Raw genomic sequence first — 21,407 nt, forward strand, 5'->3', positions numbered from 1 at the left:
CATGACCGTTATCGAGCGACCCGATGGACTCATTGAGCGCCCGTGCCGCCGAGCCGGTCGGCGCCCTCCAGGCTCAGGCGGGACGGATCAGCGCGACCGCGAACGCCTGCACGCCGTCGCCCGCGCCCGTGAAGCCGAGTCCGTCGGTGGTGGTGGCGGCCAGCGACACGGGCGAGCCGCCCAGCGCCGCCGACAGCGCCGCCTCCGCCTCCGCACGACGGGGCGCGAACCTCGGGCGGTTCGACTGGAACTGCACCCCGACGTTCACCACGGCCCAGCCGGCCTCGCCGAGCAGCTCCCGCGTGCGCGCCAGGAACGTATCGGCGTGCGCGCCGGCGAACTCCGGGCGCGAGGTGCCGAAGTGCGTGCCGATGTCCCCCAGGCCCGCGGCCGACAGCAGCGCGTCCACGATCGCGTGGGCGACCGCGTCGCCGTCCGAGTGCCCCGACAGCGCGGGCTCGCCGGGCCATTCGAGACCCGCGAGCCAGAGGGATCCGTCACCGCCGAACGCGTGCACGTCGGTGCCGATCCCGACCCGCGGCATTCCGTGCCCCGCCGACGCGGCCGGCACGGCCGGTACGGGGGTCGTGAGCCCGCGCGCGCGATCCAGGTCGGCCGGCGTCGTGATCTTGAACGCGAGCGGATCGCCCTCGACGATCGCGACGCGATGCCCCGCCGCCGCCACGAGCGCGGCGTCGTCCGTGTACTCCTCGGCGGCGACCGCGTAGGAGGTCTCCAGCACGTCGCGCCGGAAGCCCTGCGGTGTCTGCGCGGCCGCGAGCTGCGAGCGGTCGACGGCCTCCACGATCCGCTCCCCCTCGACGCGCTTGATCGTGTCGATCACGGCCAGCGCGGGCACGACGCCCCACCCGGTGCGGTCGACGGCGCCGATCACGCGCGCGAACACGTCCGGGGGCGTGAGCGCTCGCGCGGCGTCGTGCACGAGCACGACCTCGACCGACGGCCACAGCGCCGCGATGCCGGCGGCGACGGAGCCCTGGCGCGTGGCTCCGCCGGTGACGACCGAGACGAGATCGGCGCGAGCACCCGCGGCCTCGCGCGCGTCGGTCAGGGCCTCTCCCTCACGCCCCGCGGGCGCGACGATCACGACCTGCGCCTCCGGTGCCGAGAAGACGCCGCGCAGGGCATGCCGCAGGATCGTGTGCCCGCCGATGCCGACGAACGCCTTCGGCGCATCCTGGCCCAGACGCGTGCCCGATCCGGCCGCCACGACGATGACGCCGACGCGCGGCGAGGGGGTGAGAGTCACCCCTCCAACGTACCCACGCTCCGCGCACGCGAAAACGCCCCGCCATTCGGCGGGGCGTTTCACACGCGAATCAGGAAGCCAGCACCTCGTCGAGGACCGACGCGGCCTTCTCCTCGTCGGTCTTCTCCGCGAGCGCGAGCTCGGAGATCAGGATCTGACGGGCCTTGGCGAGCATGCGCTTCTCGCCGGCCGACAGGCCGCGGTCCTGGTCACGGCGCCACAGGTCGCGGACGACCTCGCTGACCTTGATCACATCGCCAGAGGCGAGCTTCTCAAGATTCGCCTTGTAGCGGCGCGACCAGTTGGTCGGCTCTTCCGTGAAGGGGGCGCGCAGCACCTCGAAGACCTTGTCCAGACCCTCCTGGCCGATGACGTCGCGAACGCCGACGAGGTCGACGTTCTCGGCGGGCACCTCGATGACGAGGTCACCCTGGGTGACGTTCAGCTTGAGGTAGACCTTCTCTTCGCCCTTGATGACGCGGGTCTTGACTTCGGTGATGGTGGCCGCACCGTGGTGGGGGTAGACGACCGTTTCGCCAACCTCGAAAAGCATAGAATTGTGTCCTTTCGGCGACTTCCAGGATACCACAGCGCCGTATGCACTAAGGTTCGCGGGCCCCGATCGGCGGGAGCGACACGCCTGTTCCCCGCAGTTCGCGGGCGCGTCCGCATGCCCCTTCGGGCGGGCATCGGGCGGCACGGACGCGACCCCCTAGAATGGCTCGCAGGGCCCGCAGCTCGGCGGGACCGCACGACCTGGAGGTTCCGTGAACTCCCGCATTCTCGCGTCGCTCTCGCTCGGCGCCGTCGTCCTCCTCAGCGCCACCGGCTGCGCGTCGCTGACGCACCAGGCGACCACGATCCAGTACTCGCCGTCGGACGGCGTGAACGTGCCGGAGCCCGACGGTGGGGCCGCGCCGATCCAGGTCCGCAACGCCGTCATCATCACGGACGCGCAGGGCACGGACGGCAACCTGGCCGCGGCGCTCGTGAACGACACGGAGGAGTCGGCGACGCTCAACCTCGAGTGGGGCGAGCAGACAGCCACCGTGCGCGTGCCCGCGGGCGAGACCATCAGCCTCGGCAGCGGCGACGACGAGCCGCTGCTGCTCGAGGGCATCGACACCGAGGCCGGCGCGACCCTGCCGCTCTACTTCCAGTCGGGCGACTCCGAGGGCGTCATCGCCGAGGTGCCCGTGCTCGACGGCTGCCTCGAGCACTTCGCCGACCTGGTGCCCGGCGGCGGGCAGAGCGACTGCTCGCACCTGGAGCACACGGAGGCCCCGGAGGAGGGCGGCCACTGAGCCGCACCCGCAGACATACGACGAAGGCCGCGAGGATCGGAATCCTCGCGGCCTTCGTCGTACCCGGCTCAGCCCTCGAAGCGGTAGCCGAGACCGCGCACCGTGACGAGCATCACGGGCTCGCTCGGCACCAGCTCGATGCGCGAGCGGATGCGCTTGATGTGCACGTCGAGCGTCTTGGTGTCGCCGAAGTAGTCACTGCCCCACACGCGGTCGATCAGCTGCCCGCGCGTCAGCACGCGGCCCGCGTTGCGCATCAGCACTTCGAGCAGCTCGAACTCCTTGAGGGGCATGTTGATCTGCTGGCCGTCGACCGCGACCGTGTGGCGGTCGACGTCGAGCGTCACGCGCCCGCCTTCGAGCACGCGCTCGTCGAGCTCCGCCTCGGCATCGGCCGTGCGGCGCAGCACGGCGCGCATGCGCGCGAGCAGCTCGCGCGCCGAGTAGGGCTTGGTGACGTAGTCGTCCGCGCCCAGCTCGAGCCCCACCACGATGTCCACCTCGGAGTCCTTGGCCGTGAGCATGATGATCGGCACGCTCGACGTGGCACGGACCTGGCGGCAGACCTCGGTGCCGGGCATCCCCGGCAGCATCAGGTCGAGCAGGATCAGGTCGGCGCCCTGCTCGCGGAAGGCGATCAGGGCGGTGGGCCCGTCCTCGGCGATCTCGACCTCGTAGCCCTCCCTGCGGAGCAGATAGGCGAGGGGTTCGGCCAGGTCGGGCTCGTCCTCGACCAGGAGCACACGCGTCATTCGGAGCCTTCCTTCGCGTCCGCCCCGACCACCGCGGTCTCGGGCTTCCGCTTCTTTCTCTTCTTTGCAGGGGAATCGATCACGGGCGCCTCGCTCAGCGGCAGGCGCACGGTGAAGGTCGAGCCTCGGTCGGGCTGCGACCAGAGCTTGATCTCGCCGCCGTGCCGGGCGACGGCGTGCTTGACGATCGACAGACCGAGGCCCGATCCGCCCGTCCGGCGCGAGCGCGCCTGATCCGCGCGGTAGAAGCGCTCGAACACGCGCTGCTGATCGGCCTCGGCGATGCCGATGCCCTGATCCGTCACGGCGATCTCGACGGCCCCCGCCGCCGCCCGCACGCCGACGCCGACGCGCGACCCGCGGGGCGAGTACGCGATCGCGTTGGCGATCAGGTTGCCGATCGCCTCCTTCAGGATCTGCGTGTCGCCGCGCACGTACAGCCCGCGGTCGCCGCCGCGGGCGAGATCCACTCCGGCCGAGTCGGCCTGCACCGCGTGGGCCTCGATCGCGGACGTGATGACCTCGTCGATCGCGACGTCGCCCACCGAGGTGAGCTCCTCGGCCGCCTGCAGCCGCGAGAGGTTCATGATGCGGCCCGTCAGACGCCCCAGGCGATCGGCCTCGGCCGACAGGCGCGCGGTGAACGCCCGCACCTGCGCGGGGTCGTCGGCCGCGAGCTCGATCGCCTCGGCCAGCAGCGTGACGGCCCCCACGGGGGTCTTCAGCTCGTGGCTCGTGTTGGCGATGAAGTCGTGCCGCATCTGCTCGAGACGCTCCTGCTCCGACAGGTCGCGCACGATCAGCAGCGTGTGGCGCTCGTTGACGCGGATGGCCCGCCCCGACACCAGGCGCGAGTCGGACGACATGCCGCCGCGCACCAGGCGCAGGTTCGCCGTCTCGGTCGCGCCCGAGCGCGCGGCGCGGACGAGGTCGCGCAGTCCGGTGTGCTCGAGGGGCGCGTCCTTCTCGATGCCGAGCCACGGCGCGGTGGGCGAGATGGCCGCGACGAGACCGGATGCGTCGACGACCGCGGCGGGGTCGTCCATCGCGTCCAGGACCGCCGTCATGCCGGGCGGCACCGCGCCTTCCGCCTCCCGCACCGCGCGCTCCCGCGCACGGATCGCCGCGAAGACGATGAGGCACGCTGCGACGCCGATGACCGCTCCGAGAAGCAGAGCGAGCAGCGCAAGCTGCGTGGACTCCATGTCACCAGAGTAAAGTCATGGCGAACACCGAGTCGGACGTATCGGCTCCTGGCCGGGGACGCGCCGGGAACTGTTAACCGTTGCGGCACCAGTCGTTCACCGGCGCTCACGACAATCGCGTCAGAGCGTGCTCAGCGGCCGGCGGCCGCGAGAACGCCCCCGCGACACAGACGAAAGGTCCACGATGCGCGAAGTCTTCCACCAGTCTCTCGAGGACGTGCAGTCCCGGCTCGTCGAGATCGCCGAGCTCGTCACGATCGCCATCGACAAGGCGACGCGAGCGTTCGGCAGCGGTGACGTCACGTTGGCCGAAGAGGTCATCGCCGACGACCGCCTGATCGACGAGCGTGCGCTCGCCCTCGACGAGCTGGCGATCGAGATCCTCGCGATGCAGCAGCCGGTGGCGCGCGATCTGCGCATCGTCGTCACGGCGCTGCGCGTGAGCGCATCGCTCGAGCGGATGGGCGACATGGCCGAGCACATCGCCCAGCTCGCCCGCACGCGCTACCCCGACCGCGCCATCCCGAAGGGCCTGAAGGGCACCTTCACCCGGATGGGCGAGCTCGACGTGCAGGTGGCGCGCGCGCTCACGGAGCTGCTGCGCACACAGGATGTCGCGATCGCCGACCACATCCGCAACAGCGACGACGACATCGACGAGCTGCACGCCAGCGTGTTCGAGAAGGTGCTCAGCGACAGCTGGCAGGGCGAGGCCGGCGCGACCGTCGACGCGACCCTGGCGAGCCGCTACCACGAGCGCTTCGCCGACCACGCGGTCTCGATCGCGAAGAAGATGATCTACCTCGGCACGGGCGACTGGACCGGCCTGGAGCACGGCGTACCCGACGTGCACGTCCCCGAGGTCTGATCCCGCTCAGCCCGCAGACGCGAAAGAGGCGCCGCCCGGATCCGATCCGGGCGGCGCCTCTCGTCGTCTGAGGTTACTTCTTGCCCTGTGAGGCGACCGCGGCGGCGCCCGCGGCGGCGGCCTCGGGGTCGAGGTAGCGGCTCGTTCCGGTCGGCTTCATGTCCTCGTCGAGCTCGTACACGAGCGGGATGCCGGTCGGGATGTTCAGCGCGGCGATGTCCTCGTCGCTGATGCCCTCCAGGTGCTTCACGAGGCCGCGCAGCGAGTTGCCGTGCGCGGCGACGAGCACGGTCTTGCCCGCCTTCAGGTCCGGGACGATCTCGCCCTCCCAGTAGGGCAGCATCCGGTCGATCACGATCTTGAGCGACTCGGTGCCGGGGATCTCGCCGTCCATGCCCACGTAGCGCGGGTCGTTCGTCTGGGCGTACTCGTCGGCGGGGTCGATGACGGGCGGCGGCACGTCGAACGAGCGACGCCACTCCATGAACTTCTCCTCGCCGAACTGCTCGAGGGTCTGGGCCTTGTCCTTGCCCTGCAGGGCGCCGTAGTGGCGCTCGTTGAGGCGCCAGGAGCGCTTCACCGGGATCCACAGGCGGTCCGCGTGGTCGAGCGCGATGTCCGCGGTCTGGATCGCGCGGCTGAGCACCGACGTGTGCACGACGTCGGGGAGCACGCCCTGCTCCTTCATCAGCTCGCCGCCGCGCTGGGCCTCCGAGCGGCCGAGCTCCGTGAGCCGGACGTCGACCCATCCGGTGAAGAGGTTGAGCGAGTTCCACTCGCTCTGGCCGTGTCGCAGCAGGATCAGGGTGTGTGCCATGCGTCCAGCCTAGCCACGCCCGCCCGATCCGATGCGTGGATGCGGGCACAGCAGAATGGTCGTATGGCGCGTGCTCAGGGTCCCGAGGGGCGCCACACGCGCGGCACGACCGGCACCAACCGCCTGCGCCGCGTGGATCGCTGGATCGCGCACCTGCCCGAGTTCCGCCGCGCCCCCGATCCGCTCGTCGTCGACCTCGGCTACGGCGCCAACGGCGTCACGACGCTCGAGCTCGCCGCGCGGCTGCGCGGCGTGCGCGACGACGTCGAGCTGCTCGGCCTCGAGATCGATCCCGAGCGCGTCGCACGGGCGCAGGCGCAGCTCGAGTCCACGCGCCGCGGGGAGACGGTGTTCGCCGCCGATGCGCGGGTGTCGTTCGCGCGCGGCGGCTTCGAGATCCCGCTCGCCGGCGATCGCCGCCCGGCCGTGATCCGGGCCTTCAACGTGCTGCGCCAGTACGACGAGCAGGATGTGCGCGGGGCGTGGGACCGGATGACGGCTCGCCTGGCGCCTGGCGGCGTGCTCGTCGAGGGCACGTGCGACGAGATCGGCCGCGTGTGCAGCTGGATCGACGTCGCCGCATCCGGCGAGCCGCTGCGCTTCACGGTCTCGCTGCGCCTGGCCGGCCTCGAGCGGCCGAGCGTCGTCGCCGAGCGCCTGCCGAAGGCGCTCATCCACCGCAACGTGCCGGGCGAGCGGATCCACGATCTCCTGAGCGCCCTCGACCGCGAGTGGGACCGCGCGGCCGCGCTCGCACCGTTCGGCCCGACCCAGCGCTGGATGGCGGCGGTCGCGGCACTGCGCGCGTCCGGCGTTCCGGTCCTCGGCGGCCGCGCGCGCTGGCGCCTGGGCGAGCTCACCGTCCCGTGGGACGCGGTGCGGCCGTCCTAGATCCTCGGGATCGCGGCGCGGGCGTCACCGGGTGGCATGCCGGTCGCCACGAGCAGGTCGACGACGAGCGGCCGGAGGGCCGATACCAGGGCCTGCTCTCCGAGCGTCGCGCCGGGAAGCATCGCGGCGGGGTCGAGGCGGCGCGCAATCGCCAGCAGGCTCTCGCGGGCGACCGGCTCCTGGGCGATGTCCTCGATGGACGCGGCGACGCGCGTCGCCGCGCGCACGATCTCGGACAGCACCTCCGCCGGGACGGGGCGCTGCTCGCGGTCCTCCGTCACGTACACGATGCGTCGGCCGACGACGCGAAGGTTGCGCATCGCGAGGTCCATGGCGTGCAGGATGCGCGCGTAGCGCTCGAGCTCGGCACGTCGCCCGCGCAGGAACGGCGAGATGCGCGCGATCGACCGTCCCGACTCGAGGGATACCCGCCAGGCGTCGAGCGGCGCCTGCAGACCGCGCGCCTTCTCCAGGCCGCGCTCGGCACGCAGCCGGTCGCCGCGCCGCAGTGCGGCGACGAGCCGCTCGCCGGCGGCGTCGAACCCCGCGAAGAACGCGCGCGCGTCGCGGATCGTGGCGACGGCCGGATTGCGCGGCAGCAGCGCCGTGATCGCGACCGCGAGCACGCCGCCGATCACGCCGTCCAGCAGGCGCGAGAACGGCACGGGAGCCAGCGGCAGGATCATCGCGATCGCCGACTGGATCGCGGCCGCGATCGCGAACTGCGGAGACGGCGACAGGAAGCGCGCCACGAGCATCGTGACCCCGAGCGCGAGCCCCAGCTGCCACCACCCCGACCCGACGAAGAACCGCAGCGCCTCGGACAGGAGGATGCCGGTGAGCATCCCGACCACCGTCTCGGCGACGCGCTGCGGCCGCGCGTCGCGCGCGAGCCCGAGGCTCGAGATCGACACGGTGGCGGCGATCATCGGGGTCTCGTGTCCCAGCGCGTAGCGCCCGATGAGGAACGCGCACGTCGCGGCGATCACGATCTGCGCGACCGCGATCCACGACTCCCGCAGGCGCGCGAGACCCGGGCGGGGCGAGATCCGGCTGCGCCACGTGACCGGGACGGCCTGCGTGATGGGCTGCGAGTCGGACATCCCGGGGGCCCGCTATGCCTGAGCGGGCGGCTGGGCCAGCGGGCGGCGGGACAGGCGCGTGAGCCGCGGCACCTCGGCGGTCGCCCCGGCGTCAGCGGGCACGATGACCTCCTGCGCGGCCGCGATGCGGGCGCCGTCTGCGCGGATCTCGAGCGTCGCATCCGGCGGCACGCGCCGGGCGAGCACCGCCAGCGCGATGGGTCCGAGCTCGTGATGCCGGGCGCTGCTCGTGATGTGGCCCACCTCGGCCGCCTCGCCCTCGGTCCCCGCCTGCAGCACGGGCGTACCCGGCGCTGGCAGCACGCTGTCGCTGCCGTCGAGGTGCAGCAGCGTGAGCCGGCGCGGCGGGTGCCCGAGGTTGTGCACCTTCGCGACCGTCTCCTGGCCGCGATAGCAGCCCTTGTCCAGATGCACCGCGGTGCGCAGCCAGTCGAACTCGTGCGGGATCGCGCGCTCGTCGACCTCGCGGCTCCAGCGCGGGCGCCACGCCGCGATCCGCAGCGCCTCGGCCGCGAGCAGGCCGGCCGGCTCGACGTCGGCGAGCTGCGGCAGCGCGGAGCGCTCCACGATCGCCTCGATCCAGGTGTAGGCGGCCCCCGGATGCGCCGACGTCGCGGCGTACTGCCATCCCCCGGCCGTGACGTCCCGCCACGGGTCTCCCCACACGAGGGGCAGGTCGTTCGGCCGGTAGGCGACGAGCGCGACGCGCTTCTCCGCGGTCTCGAGCTCGGTGTAGCCCAGCACGGCGAGGTCGTCGCGCACGCGCACCTCAACCCGCGAGCGGAAGCGCATCATCGTCAGCCACTTCGCCAGGCCCGCGGCGTCTCCCGCGTCGGCGATGAGCCAGGTCGACGCACCGTCGTCCAGCACGCCGGCGGCGTGCTCGACGCGTCCGTGCGGGTCCAGCACGAGCAGCTCGGTCGCCTGCCCCGCGGGAAGCGCCGCGAGCGCCTGCGAGGTGATCGAGTCGAGCCAGCTCAGGCGGTCGGGCCCCGACACCTCGATCACGGCGCGGTCGTCGCGCGGCACCACGGCCTCACCCGCGGCGAGCAGGCGCTGCTCCCGGACCGGGTCGCCGAAGTGCGCGATCCCGTCCTCCGCAGGCACGGCCCCCGGGCGATCCGCGAAGAGCATCAGGAGACCTTCGCGAGACGGGCGGACGCGTGCGATCCGAGCTCTCGGCCCAGCGCCGCGATATCCCAGGCCCACAGCAGGTGACCCTCGACGAGGCCGTACATGCGCGTGGCCGCGGCGTAGTGCCGCGCGCTCGCGGTGCGCACGACCGCGTCGGTCGCGAGATCGATGCGCGGGCCCTTGACCTGGCCGAGATACAGCTCGCTCACGCCGTCGGAGTGGACGAGCGAGACCTCGAGGTCGAAGCCGCCCGCGGCGTTGCGCAGCTGCTCGACGTCCTCGGCGGTGCGCACCACCTCGGCCTCCCGCGGCGGCAGCAGGCCGGGGCCGGGCTCGGCCGCTGTCGAGGCGCGCGCCACGCGCCAGAAGCCGGTCTCGGCGTTCAGCGCGCGCGCCGGCTCGCCGTCGGGCGAGGCGAGATACGCCGACGCGGAGTAGTTCAGGAACGGACCGCCGTCATGGCTGAAGCTGACACGGTGCGAGAACTCGCCCTCGAAGTGGGTGTCGCCGACGCGGTAGTCGATCACGCCGGTGCCCTCCCACACGCCGATGAGCCACGACAGGGGCGCGAGGTCGGCGGGGAGGTCTGCGGGCAGCTCGATCATGCTGCCGCCTTTCAGCGCTGGCCGCGGAACAGGTTCCAGACCACCGCGCCGGAGATGAAGGCGATCGCCAGGCTGGCGAGGCCCAGCAGCCCGACGAAGAACAGTTCGAGCGCGACGAGATCCATGCCGTCAGTCTATCGGGTCACGCCGGACTCACGGCCGCGAGCATCATCACGAGCGCCACGATGCCGAGGATCGTGATGCCGCCGAGAGCCGCGATGCTGACGCGGAAGACGAACCCCTTCGCCCGGCCGTCGATGAGATGCGCGCTGAACGCGAAGACCAGGCACGCCCCGCCCGCGAGGCCGAACCACCAGAACCGCGTCTCGAACGGCACGAACACCGCGATGGCCAGCGCGACCAGCAGGGCGAAGCCCCAGGTGGCCGCGATCCCGCCGTAGCGGCGCCGCGGGGCGAGTTCTGGAACGGTCATCCCCCCATTGTCCAAGACGACGAGCGATCGCGCCAAACCCCCGGTGAGCGCGTCAGGGCGTCATCCGGGAGGCCTCTATGATGGGGGCACGATGCGGCGACCCCACCGCGTCGATGCCGAGGACGCGGTCCCCACCCGCGTCGGAAGGACATCGCTTGGCACAGCTTCTGGTCCTGAGCTCCGCCCCCGGCGGCGGAGCGGTTCTGCCCGCGCTCGAACTGCTGAGCCACCGGGTGCGGCAGATCCCCGCAGAGCCCGCCCAGCTGGTGAACGCCCCCAGCGCCGACGTGATCTTCGTCGATGCCCGCACGGATCTGGTCGGCGCCAAGTCGCTGTGCAAGATCCTGAACACGACGGGTCTCGACGCGCCGCTCGTGCTCGTCGTGACGGAGGGCGGCCTGACGGCGGTCTCGACGGACTGGGGCATCGACGACGTCATCCTGGTGACGGCAGGCCCAGCCGAGGTCGACGCCCGGGTGCGCCTGGCGATCGGCCGCCAGGCGAGCGAGCAGGTCAGCACCCGGATCCAGACCTCGGGCATCACGATCGACGAGTCGTCCTACTCGGCGAAGGTGCACGGCAAGCCGCTCGATCTCACCTACAAGGAGTTCCAGCTGCTGCACTTCTTCGCGACGCATCCCTCCCGGGTGTTCACGCGCGAGCAGCTGCTCAGCGAGGTGTGGGGCTACGACTACTTCGGCGGCACGCGCACGGTCGACGTGCATGTGCGGCGCCTGCGCGCCAAGCTCGGCGACCTCGAGCAGCTGATCGGCACGGTCCGCAACGTGGGCTACCGCTTCAACGTCTACGAGGACGACCAGCTCCCCTCCGCCACGCAGGCCTGACGCGGGCGAGTCGCCCGAGTTAACGAACCGAGCACGGGACGGTGGCAGGATGTCCGTCATGATCGACTCCGCCATCGTGGACACGGGCATCGGCGACGCCGAGGACGACGACTTCGACGCCGCCGTCGAGGCCCCGGACGCGCAGCTTCCGGAGAACCGTTACCTCGACCGCGAGCTGAGCTGGCTGGCGTTCAACCAGCGCGTCCTCGAGCTGGCGGAGGACCCGTCGCTGCCGCTGCTGGAGCGGGCGAACTTCCTCGCGATCTTCGCGAGCAACCTCGACGAGTTCTTCATGGTCCGCGTCGCGGGCCTGAAGCGACGCATCGTCACGGGGCTCGCCGTCCCGACCAACGTCGGCGTCTCCCCGACCGACTCGCTGGCGGCGATCTCGGCCGAGGCGCACGCCCTGCAGCTGCGTCACGCGAAGGTCTGGAACGACGCCGTGCGCCCCGCGCTCGCGGAGGCCGGCATCGTGGTGGTCGGCTGGGAGGCGCTGGACAAGGACGAGCGCTCGGCGATGTACGACTACTTCCACGCCAAGGTCTTCCCGGTCCTGATGCCGCTGGCGGTCGACCCGGCGCATCCCTTCCCCTACATCTCCGGCCTGTCGCTGAACCTCGCGATCCGGATCCGCAACGCCCGCACGGGGCGGCAGGAGTTCGCGCGCCTCAAGGTGCCGCCGATGATGCCGCGCTACGTCGAGGTGCCCGGCGGCGACGGGCACGCGATGCGCTTCCTTCCGCTCGAGGAGCTCATCGCGCAGCACCTCGAGGACCTCTTCCCGGGCATGGAGATCCTGGATCATCACGCGTTCCGCCTCACGCGCAACGAGGACGTCGTGATCGAGGAGGACGAGACCGAGAACCTCATCCAGGCGCTCGAGGCCGAGCTGCTGCGCCGCCGCTTCGGTCCGCCGATCCGGCTCGAGATCACGGACGACATGGACGACGTGACGCTCGATCTGCTGGTGAAGGAGCTCGACATCACCGAGCAGGAGGTCTACCGCCTCCCCGGACCGCTCGACCTGCGTGCGCTGTTCGCCCTGTCCGGCATCAAGCGCCCCGACCTGCGCTACGCGCCGCACGTGCCGACCACCGCGCTGCCGTTCCAGCCCGTCGACCAGGAGGCGCGGGCCGACGTCTTCGCGGCGATCCGCAAGTCCGACGTGCTCGTGCACCACCCGTACGAGTCGTTCGCGACGAGCGTGCAGGCGTTCCTCGAGCAGGCGGCGCGCGATCCGCACGTCCTCGCGATCAAGCAGACGCTGTACCGCACATCGGGTGACAGCCCGGTCGTGCAGGCGCTGATCGACGCTGCGGAGGCCGGCAAGCAGGTGCTCGCGCTCGTCGAGGTCAAGGCGCGCTTCGACGAGGCGAACAACATCGTGTGGGCGCGCAAGCTCGAGAAGGCCGGCGTGCACGTCGTGTACGGCCTCGTGGGCCTGAAGACGCACTGCAAGCTCGCGCTCGTCATCCGCGAGGAGAAGGGCGAGTTGCGCCACTACAGCCACGTCGGCACGGGGAACTACAACCCCAAGACGAGCCGGCTGTACGAGGACTTCGGCCTGTTCACGACCGATCCGCTCGTCGGCCGCGACCTCACGCGCCTGTTCAACGAGCTCTCCGGCTACGCGATCGAGAAGAAGTTCAAGCGCCTGCTGGTCGCCCCGCTGCACCTGCGGAAGGGCCTGATCCGGCTCATCGACCGTGAGCGCCGCAACGCGCAGGCCGGCAAGCCGGCGCACGTGCGGATCAAGGTCAACTCGATGGTCGACGAGCAGATCATCGACGCGCTGTACCGCGCGAGCATCGCGGGCGTGAAGGTCGACGTGTGGGTGCGCGGCATCTGCTCGCTGCGCACCGACCTGCCGGGCGTGAGCGACAACATCACCGTGCGCTCGATCCTGGGGCGCTATCTCGAGCACTCGCGCATCTTCGCGTTCGAGAACGAGGGCGACCCCGAGGTCTACATCGGCAGCGCCGACATGATGCACCGCAACCTCGACCGCCGCATCGAGGCGCTCGTGCGGGTCACGGCGCCCAAGCACGTGAGCGAGCTGCTCAACCTGTTCGAGCTCGCGATGGACGACCGTGTGAGCTCCTGGCATCTCGGGCCGGAGGGCGTGTGGACGCGCCGCAGCGTGGCCGAGGACGGCAAGCCGCTCATCGACCTGCAGGACCGCCGGATGTCAGCCGTCAGACGCCGCCGCCACGCGCGCGCGATCCGATGACGTCCGATCACGCCGTCTACGCCGCGGGCGGGGTCGTGTGGCGCCTGACCGACGGCAAGCTGCGCGTGCTGCTGATCCATCGGACGAAGTACCGCGACGTCACGCTGCCGAAGGGCAAGGTCGATCCCGGCGAGATGCTCGCGGAGACCGCCGTGCGCGAGATCCTCGAGGAGACGGGCATCCGCACGTCCCTCGGCGCGCCACTCGGCGTCTCGCACTACCGGCTGCCGAACGGCAAGCAGAAGATCGTGCACTACTGGTCGGCGGCCGCGTCGGACCAGGCGATCCGTGCGAGCAGCTTCGTGCCGAACGACGAGGTGGCGGGCCTCGAGTGGGTGAGTCTCAAGAAGGCGCACGCGCGGCTCAGCTATCCCGTCGACGTCGAGATCCTCGAGCACTTCGAGCGCCTCGTGGACGACGGCGTGCTGCACACCTTCCCCGTGATCGCATTGCGGCATGGCAAGGCCGTGCCGCGCGACGAGTGGGACCGCGGCGACGCCCAGCGCCCGCTGACATCGCGCGGCAAGGCGCAGGCGAAGGCCGTCGTCGGAGGCCTGCGGGCGTTCGGCGTGCGCCGGATCGTCTCCAGCACCGCCGTGCGCTGCGTCGCGACGGTCGCACCCCTGGCCAAGACCCTCGACCGGCGGATCGACGAGACGGATCTGATCAGCCAGGACGCGTGGGAGGACGGCACGTCGGACGTGCGCGAGGTCGTCGGCCGCCGCGTGCGGTCGGGCAAGCCCGCCGTGCTGTGCAGCCACGGCCCGGTGCTGCCCGACATCCTGAGCGAACTGGCGCTCGCCACCGGTACGATGCGCGGCGCCTATCTCGGGGACGCCGCCGCGCTCGAGACCGGTGCATTCAGCGTGGTGCATATCTCGGCGACGAATCCCGGATCCGGAATCGTGGCGATCGAGACGCATTCGCCCAAGGTCTGACGACCTGGGAGCGCGCCGCGAATCCGCGCCCATATGCGCGATCGATGCGGGCAGTTCACCTGTCGTTCACCATTGCACCGCAGTCTCGTCACCACCCCCTCGTACGTTCGCGGTTGTGCCCTGCAACCCGGCGGGGACGTCCTGAATCCCTCATGGAAACGGATACACAGTGAAGATCACCCGTCTCTCCAGCATCGCGGCCCTTGGCGCGGTCGCTGCGCTCTCTCTCGCGGGCTGCGCCGCCAACGAGGCCCCCGCGGACAGCGGTTCGGCGGCCCCCTCCGAGGGTGGCTCCGGCACCACGATCAGCGGCACCATCGAGGCCACCGGCGCCTCGTCGCAGGAGGCCGCGCAGCAGGCGTGGGTCGCCGCGTTCCAGACCGCCAACCCCGAGGCCAACGTGCTCTACACGGCCACCGGCTCCGGCACGGGCCGCGAGAACTTCATCTCGGGCGCATCGAACTTCATCGGCTCGGACCGCGCGTTCGAGGCGGAGGAGCTCGAGGCGGGCGGCTTCGGCGCGTGCGTCACGGACGACATCGTCGAGGTCCCGGCCTACATCTCCCCCGTCGCCATCGCCTTCAACCTCGAGGGCGTCGACACCCTGAACCTCGACGGCGAGACCATCGCCAAGATCTTCATGGGCGAGATCACGAACTGGAACGACGAGGCGATCGTCTCGCAGAACGAGGGCGTCGAGCTGCCCGACCAGGCGATCGTGCCGGTGCACCGTGCCGACGCGTCGGGCACGCAGGAGACCTTCACGTCCTACCTCGCCGCCGTCGCGCCCGACGTGTGGACCGAGGAGCCCTCGGACGAGTGGCCGCTGCAGTCGGGCGAGGCCGGCGACGGCACCTCCGGCGTCGTCGACGCCATCACGAACGGCTCGGGCTACATCGGCTTCGCCGACGCGTCGCGCACCTCCGGGCTCGGCCAGGTGGCCGTGAAGAACGGCGACGAGTACGTCGCCTACTCGGCCGAGGCGACCGCCGCGCTCGTCGAGGCCTCGCCGCTCGAGGAGGGCCGCTCGGACCACGACCTGGCGTTCGCCGTCGACGCGGCCGCCGCGCCCGCCGGCTCGTACCCGATCGCGCTCGTCAGCTACCTGATCGCCTGCACCGAGTACGAGGACCCCGAGGTCGCCGCGCTCACCAAGGCGTACCTCGGCTACGTCACCTCCGAGGAGGGCCAGCAGGTCGCGGCCGAGGCCGCCGGCAGCGCGCCGCTCTCGGCCGGCCTGCAGGAGCAGATCGCGACCGCTCTCGAGGCGATCAAGGTCGACTGACCCCTGTTTCAGCGATAGCGACGGTGCCCTCGCGCTTCATCCCCCTGTGGGATTCTGAGCGCGGGGCATCGCCGCGCCGCTGATGCCCCGTCAGCACCCGAGCATGACACCGAGGACCCTGAGGAGCGGGACCGAATGACCACGACCACGACGGAGCGCGGCAGCTCTACCCCGGCCGCGAAGCCCGTGCTTCGACCCGGAGATCGCATCTTCTCGGGCACCGCGCTGGCGGCCGGCACGATCATCCTGATCACGCTCGCCGCCGTCGCCCTCTTCCTGATCATCCAGGCGCTGCCGGCGTTCCGCCCCGACACGTCGAGCAACCACATCCTCGAGGGTCAGCCGTTCCTGGCGTGGGTGTGGCCGTTCGTGTTCGGCACGCTCTGGGCATCCGCGATCGCGCTCGTGATCGCCGCGCCGATCGCACTCGGCATCGCGCTGTTCATCTCCCACTACGCGCCGCGTCGCCTCGCCGCCCTGCTGGGATACGTGATCGATCTGCTGGCGGCCGTCCCCTCGGTCGTCTTCGGCCTGTGGGGAGCGCTCACGTTCGCGCCCGCGCTCGTGCCGTTCTACCGCTGGCTCAACGAGAACCTCGGCTGGATCCCGCTGTTCAGCGGCACGCCGTCCGGCACGGGCAAGACGATCCTCACGGCGTCGCTCGTGCTGGCGGTCATGATCCTGCCGATCATGACCGCCATCTGTCGCGAGGTGTTCCTGCAGACGCCGAAGCTGCACGAGGAGGCGGCCCTCGCGCTGGGCGCCACGCGCTGGGAGATGGTGCGGATGGCCGTCCTGCCTTTCGCGCGCAGCGGCATGGTGTCGGCCGCGATGCTCGCCCTCGGCCGCGCGCTCGGCGAGACCATGGCCGTGACCCTCGTGCTCTCGCCGCTGGGAGTCGTGACCTTCAACCTGCTGAACCCGGAGAACCCCACGACGATCCCCGCGATCATCGCCCTGCGGTTCCCCGAGGCGCACGACGAGGGCGTCTCGACGCTGATCGCCGCCGGCCTCATCCTCTTCATCGTCACCTTCGCGGTGAACGCCATCGCGCGCTGGATCGTCTCCCGCCGCGCCGAGTTCTCGGGAGCGAACTGATGTCGGCCACCACCGTCGCCACCGCCGCCCCGCCGAAGGTCTCGCTGACCACCGGCCGCCTGCCTCGCTGGGCTCCCTGGGCGCTGCTCGGGTTCGCACTGTTCGTCGCGGTCGTGCTGTTCGCCATGCTGAACGCGGGCGGGGACGTCTCGGAGTTCAACATCGCGGGCGCCCTCGTGGTCACGATGGTGCTCTACCTGGGCGGCATCGCGGTCGTGTCGTCGATCGCCGAGACGCGGCGGCACGCCGTGGACCGGGTCATGACCGGTCTCGTGGCGACCGCCTTCCTGATCGCCCTGCTGCCGCTGATCTCGCTGCTCTACACCGTGGTCGTCAACGGCATCCAGCGCTTCGATGCCGAGTTCTTCAGCTTCTCGATGCGCAACATCGCCGGTGAGGGCGGCGGTGCGGTGCACGCGATCTGGGGAACGCTCCTCGTCACGCTGGGCGCCACCGTCATCTCCGTGCCGATCGGCCTCATGACGTCGATCTACCTCGTCGAGTACGGGCGCGGCCGGATCGCGCGTGCGATCACCTTCCTCGTGGACGTCATGACGGGCATCCCGTCGATCGTCGCCGGTCTGTTCATCTACTCGGTGTTCGCGCTGCTCGTCGGCCCGGGCACGCGCATGGGCATCATGGGTTCGCTCGCGCTGTCCGTGCTGATGATCCCCGTCGTCGTGCGAGGCAGCGAGGAGCTGCTGCGCATCGTCCCGAACGAGCTGCGCGAGGCGTCCTACGCCCTCGGCGTGCCGAAGTGGCTGACGATCGTCAAGGTCGTCCTGCCCACCGCGATCGCCGGCATCACGACCAGCGTGATGCTCGCCATCTCGCGCGTGATCGGCGAGACGGCCCCGCTGCTGCTGACGGTGGGCATCGTGCCGAACATGAACCTCAACATGTTCGACGGTCAGATGGCCACCCTGCCGGTGTTCGCCTATATGCAGGCCAAGTACCCCGGCATCCCGCCGGAGGCGTACATCGACCGCGCCTGGGGCGCCGCGCTCGCGCTGATCCTGATCGTCATGGTGCTCAACCTCGCCGCGCGACTGATCGCCAAGGTCTTCGCGCCGAAGATGACCGGCCGCTGACACCCCTCGACCCGAACGACTTCCAGAAAAGAGAGACCCAGATGTCCAAGAGCATCGAAGTCAACGACCTCAACGTCTACTACGGCGACTTCCTCGCCGTCGAGGGCGTGTCGATCGACATCCAGCCCCGCACCGTGACGGCCTTCATCGGCCCGTCGGGCTGCGGCAAGTCCACGTTCCTGCGCACCCTCAACCGCATGCACGAGGTCATCCCCGGCGCGCGCGTCGAGGGCGAGGTGCTGCTCGACGGCCAGAACCTGTACGGCTCGAACGTCGACCCCGTGCTCGTGCGCCGCCAGGTCGGCATGGTGTTCCAGCGCCCGAACCCGTTCCCGACGATGTCGATCCGCGAGAACGTCCTGGCGGGCGTGACGCTCAACAACAAGCGCATCTCCAAGAGCGACGCCGACGACCTCGTCGAGAAGTCGTTGCGCGGCGCGAACCTCTGGAACGAGGTCAAGGACCGCCTCGACCGCCCCGGCTCCGGCCTGTCCGGCGGTCAGCAGCAGCGCCTGTGCATCGCCCGCACGATCGCGGTGTCGCCCGAGGTCATCCTGATGGACGAGCCCTGCTCGGCCCTCGACCCGATCTCCACCTTCGCGATCGAGGAGCTCATCGCCGAACTGAAGAACGAGTACACGGTCGTGATCGTGACGCACAACATGCAGCAGGCGTCGCGCGTGAGCGACAAGACGGCGTTCTTCAACATCGCGGGCACGGGCAAGCCGGGCAAGCTGATCGAGTACGACACCACGTCGACGATCTTCACGACCCCGTCCGTGCAGGCGACCGAGGACTACGTCTCGGGCCGCTTCGGTTGAGTCATCCGCTTCACGGAACGGCCTCGCCTTCGGGCGGGGCCGTTCTGCGTCTCCGGTCGTCGGGCGGTGTGCGGGCGGCGGGCGGCGGGCGCCGCCGGCGGCGCGCGGCGCTCGGGTGCGACGCGTCTGGCGCATCCGACGCGTCTGAGAGGATGACCGCATGACCGCTCTGCTCGTCGCCGCCCGTCGCGTGATCGACGGGTCGGGATCGGATGGGCCCGGCTGGGTCGTCGTGTCCGGCGGCCAGGTGGCGGAGCGCGGCACCGGTGCGGCTCCGCGCACGCCCGATCGCGAGGTCGACGCGATCCTGCCCGGTTTCCTGGACACGCATGTGCACGGGGCCCGCGGCGTGGACTTCGGGGCCGTCGGCGAGGATCCGCACGACGCCATCGCGTGGCACGCCGAGCGCGGGTCGACGGCGCTCGTGGCGTCGCTCGCCACGGGCGCGCTCGAAGCCATGCGGACCCGGCTGGCCGAGCTCGCCCCGCTGGTGCGCGCAGGCGCGCTCGCGGGCCTGCACCTCGAGGGTCCGTTCCTGTGCGAGGGACGTCGCGGCGCCCACAACCCCGACCTGCTGCGCTCGCCGACGCGCGACGACGTCGATGCGCTGCTGCGAGCCGGCGACGGCGCGATCCGGATGATCACGCTCGCGCCCGAGCTGCCCGGGGCGCTCGACGTCATCCCGCTCCTCGTCGAGGCGGGCGTGCGTGTCGCGATCGGGCACACGGAGGCGGACGCCGACACGGTCGCGCGCGCCGTGGACCTCGGCGCGTCCGTCATGACGCACCTGTTCAACGGCATGCCGCCCCTGCATCACCGCTCCCCCGGCCCGGTGGGCGTCGGGCTGACGGACGAGCGGATCACGGTGGAGCTGATCGGCGACGGCGCCCACCTTGACGACCGCGCGCTCGACCTCGCCCTGCGCGCCTGCGCGAGGCGGGCCGTCCTCGTCTCCGACGCAATGGCCGCGGCGGGGCTCGGCGACGGCAGCTACACGCTCGCCGGATCGGAGGTCATCGTGCAGGACGGCGTCGCCCGGCTCGCGGGCGGGACCGCGATCGCGGGCAGCACATCATCGGTGTCGGACGCGGTCGAGCGGCTGCTCGCGCGCGGCACGGATCCGACGACGATCGCCGAGCTGACCGCCCTGACGCCCGCACGGGCGCTCGGCGTCGCCGTGCCGCCGCCGGCCGTGGCGCTCGAGAACGGGCGCGTCACTCGCGTGGGCTGAGCCGGTAGGCGTTCATCGCCGCGGCGCCGCCTGCATGACGCCGGATCGGCGGGCGCGACACGCCGAGATCCGGTGACGCAGCGCCTTCCGAGCGTCGGCTCGTCCTGCGTTGTGCACGGGGCTGTGCAGGCGGTCAAGCGCACGGGCTGAGCACCCAGCGTTCGCCTGCCGCGGCGCCGCCTGCACAACGCAGGATCGGCGGGCGCGACACGCCGAGATCCGGTGACGCAGCGCCGTCCGAGCGTCGGCTCGTCCTGCGTTGTGCACGTGCATCAGCCGCGCTGGCGACGCAGGCGTGCGGGCGGTCAGACGCGGGGGCTGAGCAGGTAGGCGTTCATCGCGGCGGTGAGGTCCCGATCGACGGGGAGCTCGGCGCCGACCAGGTGCGTCACGGGGGCCGCGAGGCGCACGCTCGAGACCAGCCACATCGCGTCGGCGTCGGCGAGCGCGGCCGCCGGCACGTGCTCGTAGCCCGTCGAGTGCCCCTGCTCCTCGAGCCAGTCGAACACGCTGAGCTGGGTCGTGCCCTGCAGGATGCCGCCCGTCGGCTCGGGCGTGACGAACGTGTCGCCGCGCCGCAGCACCACGGACGCCGTGGGCGCCTCGAGCACGTACCCGTCGCTCGTGAGGAAGATCGCGTCGTCCGCCCCGCGCCGATGCGCCTCGCGCAGCGCCGCCATGTTGACCGCGTACGACAGCGTCTTCGCCCCGAGCAGCAGCCAGGGCGCGCGCGAGGCGGCGCCGCTGTCCAGGCCGCGGTCGAGCGTCGCGACGCGGATGCCCTCGGTGCGGCTGCGGGTGTGGTCCGGCACCGGCGAGGCCGTGACCCACGCCGTCGGACCCTCGAGCCCCGTGGCGGCGCGCTCGACGCCGCGGCTCAGGATGAGCTTGATCGCGCTCTCCCCCGCCGGGCACTCGGCGGCGGCGCGCTCGACGGCGGCGCGCCACTGCGCGAGGTGCGGCGCGGGCAGGTCGCACAGCCGCGCGGAGTGGGCGAGGCGCTCAAGGTGCGCCTGCACCTCCTGCGCGTGCCCGTCGACGACGCCGATGGTCTCGAAGATCCCGTCGCCGCGCTGGGTGCTGAGCTCTCCCACGCTCAGCGCGGGCGCGTCCGGATCGATCACGGCCAGCGTGTCCGAGAAGTCCGTGCGGGGGTCGTCTGCCGCCACCGGGGCGACGAGAAGGGCGAAGCGCCAGGTCATGGGACGAGCCTAGATGCCGTGGGATCCGGGGGCGCGCCCCGCGCGAAGGAGCCGTCGCCGGACAAAGTGAAACCGAGCCGCAGAAACGCCTCTCGGCGCGAGGCCGCTCGCGGCGGCGAATGTTGGAGCCCGGGGTTTGCTGCGGCCCGGCTGTTCCAGTGTAACGAAGCGGTCCGGCGAGGCATTCCCGGAATACTCAGGTGCCGGTGCGCGCCGTCGAAGATCGTCCGGATGCCTGGGCCCGCGGTCCCGATCCTGCACGCCTCCGGAGATCCGCACGGATC

21 protein-coding genes are annotated in these 21,407 nt (G+C 71.4%); 11 read left to right on the forward strand and 10 right to left on the reverse strand.

Features of this window, described 5'->3' with window-relative positions; genetic code table 11:
- Positions 1–73: 73 nt before the first annotated feature.
- Both ispD and BJP60_RS12295 read right to left on the reverse strand, forming a co-directional pair.
- Entirely contained in the window at positions 74–1,270 is a 1,197-nt protein-coding gene (ispD, locus tag BJP60_RS12290; RefSeq protein WP_203136047.1) for a 2-C-methyl-D-erythritol 4-phosphate cytidylyltransferase, read from the reverse strand.
- Between the two features lie 70 nt (positions 1,271–1,340).
- Positions 1,341–1,823, reverse strand: a complete 483-nt coding sequence (locus BJP60_RS12295; protein WP_203136048.1) for a CarD family transcriptional regulator — start codon at positions 1,821–1,823, stop codon at positions 1,341–1,343.
- 214 nt (positions 1,824–2,037) lie between these two features.
- Here BJP60_RS12295 and BJP60_RS12300 point away from each other — a divergent pair, with 214 nt between their 5' ends.
- The gene (locus tag BJP60_RS12300; protein WP_203136049.1) at positions 2,038–2,574 is read left to right on the forward strand and encodes a DNA modification methylase; all 537 of its coding nucleotides are present in this window, start codon (positions 2,038–2,040) and stop codon (positions 2,572–2,574) included.
- Between the two features lie 68 nt (positions 2,575–2,642).
- Here BJP60_RS12300 and BJP60_RS12305 read toward each other — a convergent pair whose 3' ends face one another.
- Both BJP60_RS12305 and BJP60_RS12310 read right to left on the reverse strand, forming a co-directional pair.
- Positions 2,643–3,326: a response regulator transcription factor gene (locus BJP60_RS12305; RefSeq protein WP_203136050.1), complete on the reverse strand. Its 684-nt coding sequence runs from the start codon at positions 3,324–3,326 to the stop codon at positions 2,643–2,645.
- Positions 3,323–4,531, reverse strand: coding sequence for a sensor histidine kinase (locus BJP60_RS12310; protein WP_203136051.1), 1,209 nt, complete (start codon positions 4,529–4,531; stop codon positions 3,323–3,325). The genes BJP60_RS12305 and BJP60_RS12310 overlap by 4 nt, the downstream gene beginning before the upstream one ends.
- A gap of 184 nt (positions 4,532–4,715) precedes the next feature.
- On the opposite strand from BJP60_RS12310, the gene phoU reads away from it, so the two are divergent.
- Entirely contained in the window at positions 4,716–5,399 is a 684-nt protein-coding gene (gene phoU / locus BJP60_RS12315; RefSeq protein ID WP_203136052.1) for a phosphate signaling complex protein PhoU, read from the forward strand.
- A gap of 73 nt (positions 5,400–5,472) precedes the next feature.
- On the opposite strand, the gene BJP60_RS12320 is transcribed toward phoU, so the two are convergent.
- Complete coding sequence (locus tag BJP60_RS12320; RefSeq protein ID WP_203136053.1) at positions 5,473–6,216, reverse strand: phosphoglyceromutase; 744 nt, start codon at positions 6,214–6,216, stop codon at positions 5,473–5,475.
- A gap of 63 nt (positions 6,217–6,279) precedes the next feature.
- Here BJP60_RS12320 and BJP60_RS12325 point away from each other — a divergent pair, with 63 nt between their 5' ends.
- Positions 6,280–7,107 (forward strand): class I SAM-dependent methyltransferase, encoded by an 828-nt coding sequence (locus BJP60_RS12325; RefSeq protein ID WP_203136055.1) that lies wholly within the window; start codon positions 6,280–6,282, stop codon positions 7,105–7,107.
- On the opposite strand, the gene BJP60_RS12330 is transcribed toward BJP60_RS12325, so the two are convergent.
- The 4 genes from BJP60_RS12330 to BJP60_RS12345 all read right to left on the reverse strand — a co-directional run bounded on the left by BJP60_RS12330 (position 7,104) and on the right by BJP60_RS12345 (position 10,382).
- Entirely contained in the window at positions 7,104–8,210 is a 1,107-nt protein-coding gene (locus BJP60_RS12330; RefSeq protein WP_203136057.1) for an FUSC family protein, read from the reverse strand. The genes BJP60_RS12325 and BJP60_RS12330 overlap by 4 nt on opposite strands.
- A 12-nt stretch (positions 8,211–8,222) precedes the next feature.
- The gene (gene ygfZ, locus BJP60_RS12335; RefSeq protein WP_203136059.1) at positions 8,223–9,344 is read right to left on the reverse strand and encodes a CAF17-like 4Fe-4S cluster assembly/insertion protein YgfZ; all 1,122 of its coding nucleotides are present in this window, start codon (positions 9,342–9,344) and stop codon (positions 8,223–8,225) included.
- Entirely contained in the window at positions 9,344–9,949 is a 606-nt protein-coding gene (locus BJP60_RS12340; protein WP_203136061.1) for an FABP family protein, read from the reverse strand. The genes ygfZ and BJP60_RS12340 overlap by 1 nt, the downstream gene beginning before the upstream one ends.
- A gap of 142 nt (positions 9,950–10,091) precedes the next feature.
- A complete protein-coding gene (locus tag BJP60_RS12345) occupies positions 10,092–10,382 on the reverse strand; it encodes a hypothetical protein (RefSeq protein ID WP_203136063.1) in 291 nt (96 codons plus the stop codon).
- A gap of 155 nt (positions 10,383–10,537) precedes the next feature.
- On the opposite strand from BJP60_RS12345, the gene BJP60_RS12350 reads away from it, so the two are divergent.
- The 8 genes from BJP60_RS12350 to BJP60_RS12385 all read left to right on the forward strand — a co-directional run bounded on the left by BJP60_RS12350 (position 10,538) and on the right by BJP60_RS12385 (position 19,921).
- Positions 10,538–11,227: a response regulator transcription factor gene (locus tag BJP60_RS12350; protein ID WP_203136064.1), complete on the forward strand. Its 690-nt coding sequence runs from the start codon at positions 10,538–10,540 to the stop codon at positions 11,225–11,227.
- Between the two features lie 58 nt (positions 11,228–11,285).
- Positions 11,286–13,457 carry an RNA degradosome polyphosphate kinase gene (locus tag BJP60_RS12355; protein ID WP_203136065.1) on the forward strand — a complete coding sequence of 724 codons (2,172 nt, stop codon included), beginning with the start codon at positions 11,286–11,288 and terminating at the stop codon, positions 13,455–13,457.
- Positions 13,454–14,395 carry an NUDIX hydrolase gene (locus BJP60_RS12360; protein WP_203136066.1) on the forward strand — a complete coding sequence of 314 codons (942 nt, stop codon included), beginning with the start codon at positions 13,454–13,456 and terminating at the stop codon, positions 14,393–14,395. Before BJP60_RS12355 ends, BJP60_RS12360 begins: the two co-directional genes overlap by 4 nt.
- A 169-nt stretch (positions 14,396–14,564) precedes the next feature.
- Positions 14,565–15,680: a phosphate ABC transporter substrate-binding protein PstS gene (locus BJP60_RS12365; protein WP_203136067.1), complete on the forward strand. Its 1,116-nt coding sequence runs from the start codon at positions 14,565–14,567 to the stop codon at positions 15,678–15,680.
- Positions 15,681–15,815: 135 nt separating this feature from the next.
- Positions 15,816–16,778, forward strand: coding sequence for a phosphate ABC transporter permease subunit PstC (gene pstC / locus BJP60_RS12370; RefSeq protein ID WP_203136068.1), 963 nt, complete (start codon positions 15,816–15,818; stop codon positions 16,776–16,778).
- Positions 16,778–17,869 (forward strand): phosphate ABC transporter permease PstA, encoded by a 1,092-nt coding sequence (gene pstA / locus BJP60_RS12375; RefSeq protein ID WP_203136069.1) that lies wholly within the window; start codon positions 16,778–16,780, stop codon positions 17,867–17,869. The genes pstC and pstA overlap by 1 nt, the downstream gene beginning before the upstream one ends.
- A gap of 41 nt (positions 17,870–17,910) precedes the next feature.
- A complete protein-coding gene (gene pstB / locus BJP60_RS12380; RefSeq protein ID WP_203136071.1) occupies positions 17,911–18,690 on the forward strand; it encodes a phosphate ABC transporter ATP-binding protein PstB in 780 nt (259 codons plus the stop codon).
- A gap of 160 nt (positions 18,691–18,850) precedes the next feature.
- Entirely contained in the window at positions 18,851–19,921 is a 1,071-nt protein-coding gene (locus BJP60_RS12385) for an N-acetylglucosamine-6-phosphate deacetylase (protein WP_203136072.1), read from the forward strand.
- A 305-nt stretch (positions 19,922–20,226) separates the two neighbouring features.
- Here the strand turns inward: BJP60_RS12385 and BJP60_RS12390 are convergent, their stop codons facing one another.
- A complete protein-coding gene (locus BJP60_RS12390) occupies positions 20,227–21,123 on the reverse strand; it encodes an aminodeoxychorismate lyase (RefSeq protein WP_203136073.1) in 897 nt (298 codons plus the stop codon).
- Between the last annotated feature and the right edge of the window lie 284 nt (positions 21,124–21,407).

The organism is Microbacterium sp. JZ31, assembly GCF_016805985.1.
GTDB lineage: Bacteria > Actinomycetota > Actinomycetes > Actinomycetales > Microbacteriaceae > Microbacterium.

Excerpts from the sequence above, each read along its gene's own strand:
- BJP60_RS12295 (WP_203136048.1), bottom strand. The coding sequence starts at position 1,823 with ATGCTTTTCGAGGTTGGCGAAACGGTCGTCTACCCCCACCACGGTGCG.
- BJP60_RS12325 (WP_203136055.1), top strand. The coding sequence starts at position 6,280 with ATGGCGCGTGCTCAGGGTCCCGAGGGGCGCCACACGCGCGGCACGACC.
- BJP60_RS12360 (WP_203136066.1), top strand. The coding sequence starts at position 13,454 with ATGACGTCCGATCACGCCGTCTACGCCGCGGGCGGGGTCGTGTGGCGC.
- pstA (WP_203136069.1), top strand. The coding sequence starts at position 16,778 with ATGTCGGCCACCACCGTCGCCACCGCCGCCCCGCCGAAGGTCTCGCTG.
- BJP60_RS12390 (WP_203136073.1), bottom strand. The coding sequence starts at position 21,123 with ATGACCTGGCGCTTCGCCCTTCTCGTCGCCCCGGTGGCGGCAGACGAC.
- BJP60_RS12340 (WP_203136061.1), bottom strand. The coding sequence starts at position 9,949 with ATGATCGAGCTGCCCGCAGACCTCCCCGCCGACCTCGCGCCCCTGTCG.
- BJP60_RS12345 (WP_203136063.1), bottom strand. The coding sequence starts at position 10,382 with ATGACCGTTCCAGAACTCGCCCCGCGGCGCCGCTACGGCGGGATCGCG.
- pstC (WP_203136068.1), top strand. The coding sequence starts at position 15,816 with ATGACCACGACCACGACGGAGCGCGGCAGCTCTACCCCGGCCGCGAAG.
- BJP60_RS12310 (WP_203136051.1), bottom strand. The coding sequence starts at position 4,531 with ATGGAGTCCACGCAGCTTGCGCTGCTCGCTCTGCTTCTCGGAGCGGTC.
- pstB (WP_203136071.1), top strand. The coding sequence starts at position 17,911 with ATGTCCAAGAGCATCGAAGTCAACGACCTCAACGTCTACTACGGCGAC.
- BJP60_RS12320 (WP_203136053.1), bottom strand. The coding sequence starts at position 6,216 with ATGGCACACACCCTGATCCTGCTGCGACACGGCCAGAGCGAGTGGAAC.
- ygfZ (WP_203136059.1), bottom strand. The coding sequence starts at position 9,344 with ATGCTCTTCGCGGATCGCCCGGGGGCCGTGCCTGCGGAGGACGGGATC.
- BJP60_RS12355 (WP_203136065.1), top strand. The coding sequence starts at position 11,286 with ATGATCGACTCCGCCATCGTGGACACGGGCATCGGCGACGCCGAGGAC.
- phoU (WP_203136052.1), top strand. The coding sequence starts at position 4,716 with ATGCGCGAAGTCTTCCACCAGTCTCTCGAGGACGTGCAGTCCCGGCTC.
- BJP60_RS12305 (WP_203136050.1), bottom strand. The coding sequence starts at position 3,326 with ATGACGCGTGTGCTCCTGGTCGAGGACGAGCCCGACCTGGCCGAACCC.
- BJP60_RS12330 (WP_203136057.1), bottom strand. The coding sequence starts at position 8,210 with ATGTCCGACTCGCAGCCCATCACGCAGGCCGTCCCGGTCACGTGGCGC.
- BJP60_RS12385 (WP_203136072.1), top strand. The coding sequence starts at position 18,851 with ATGACCGCTCTGCTCGTCGCCGCCCGTCGCGTGATCGACGGGTCGGGA.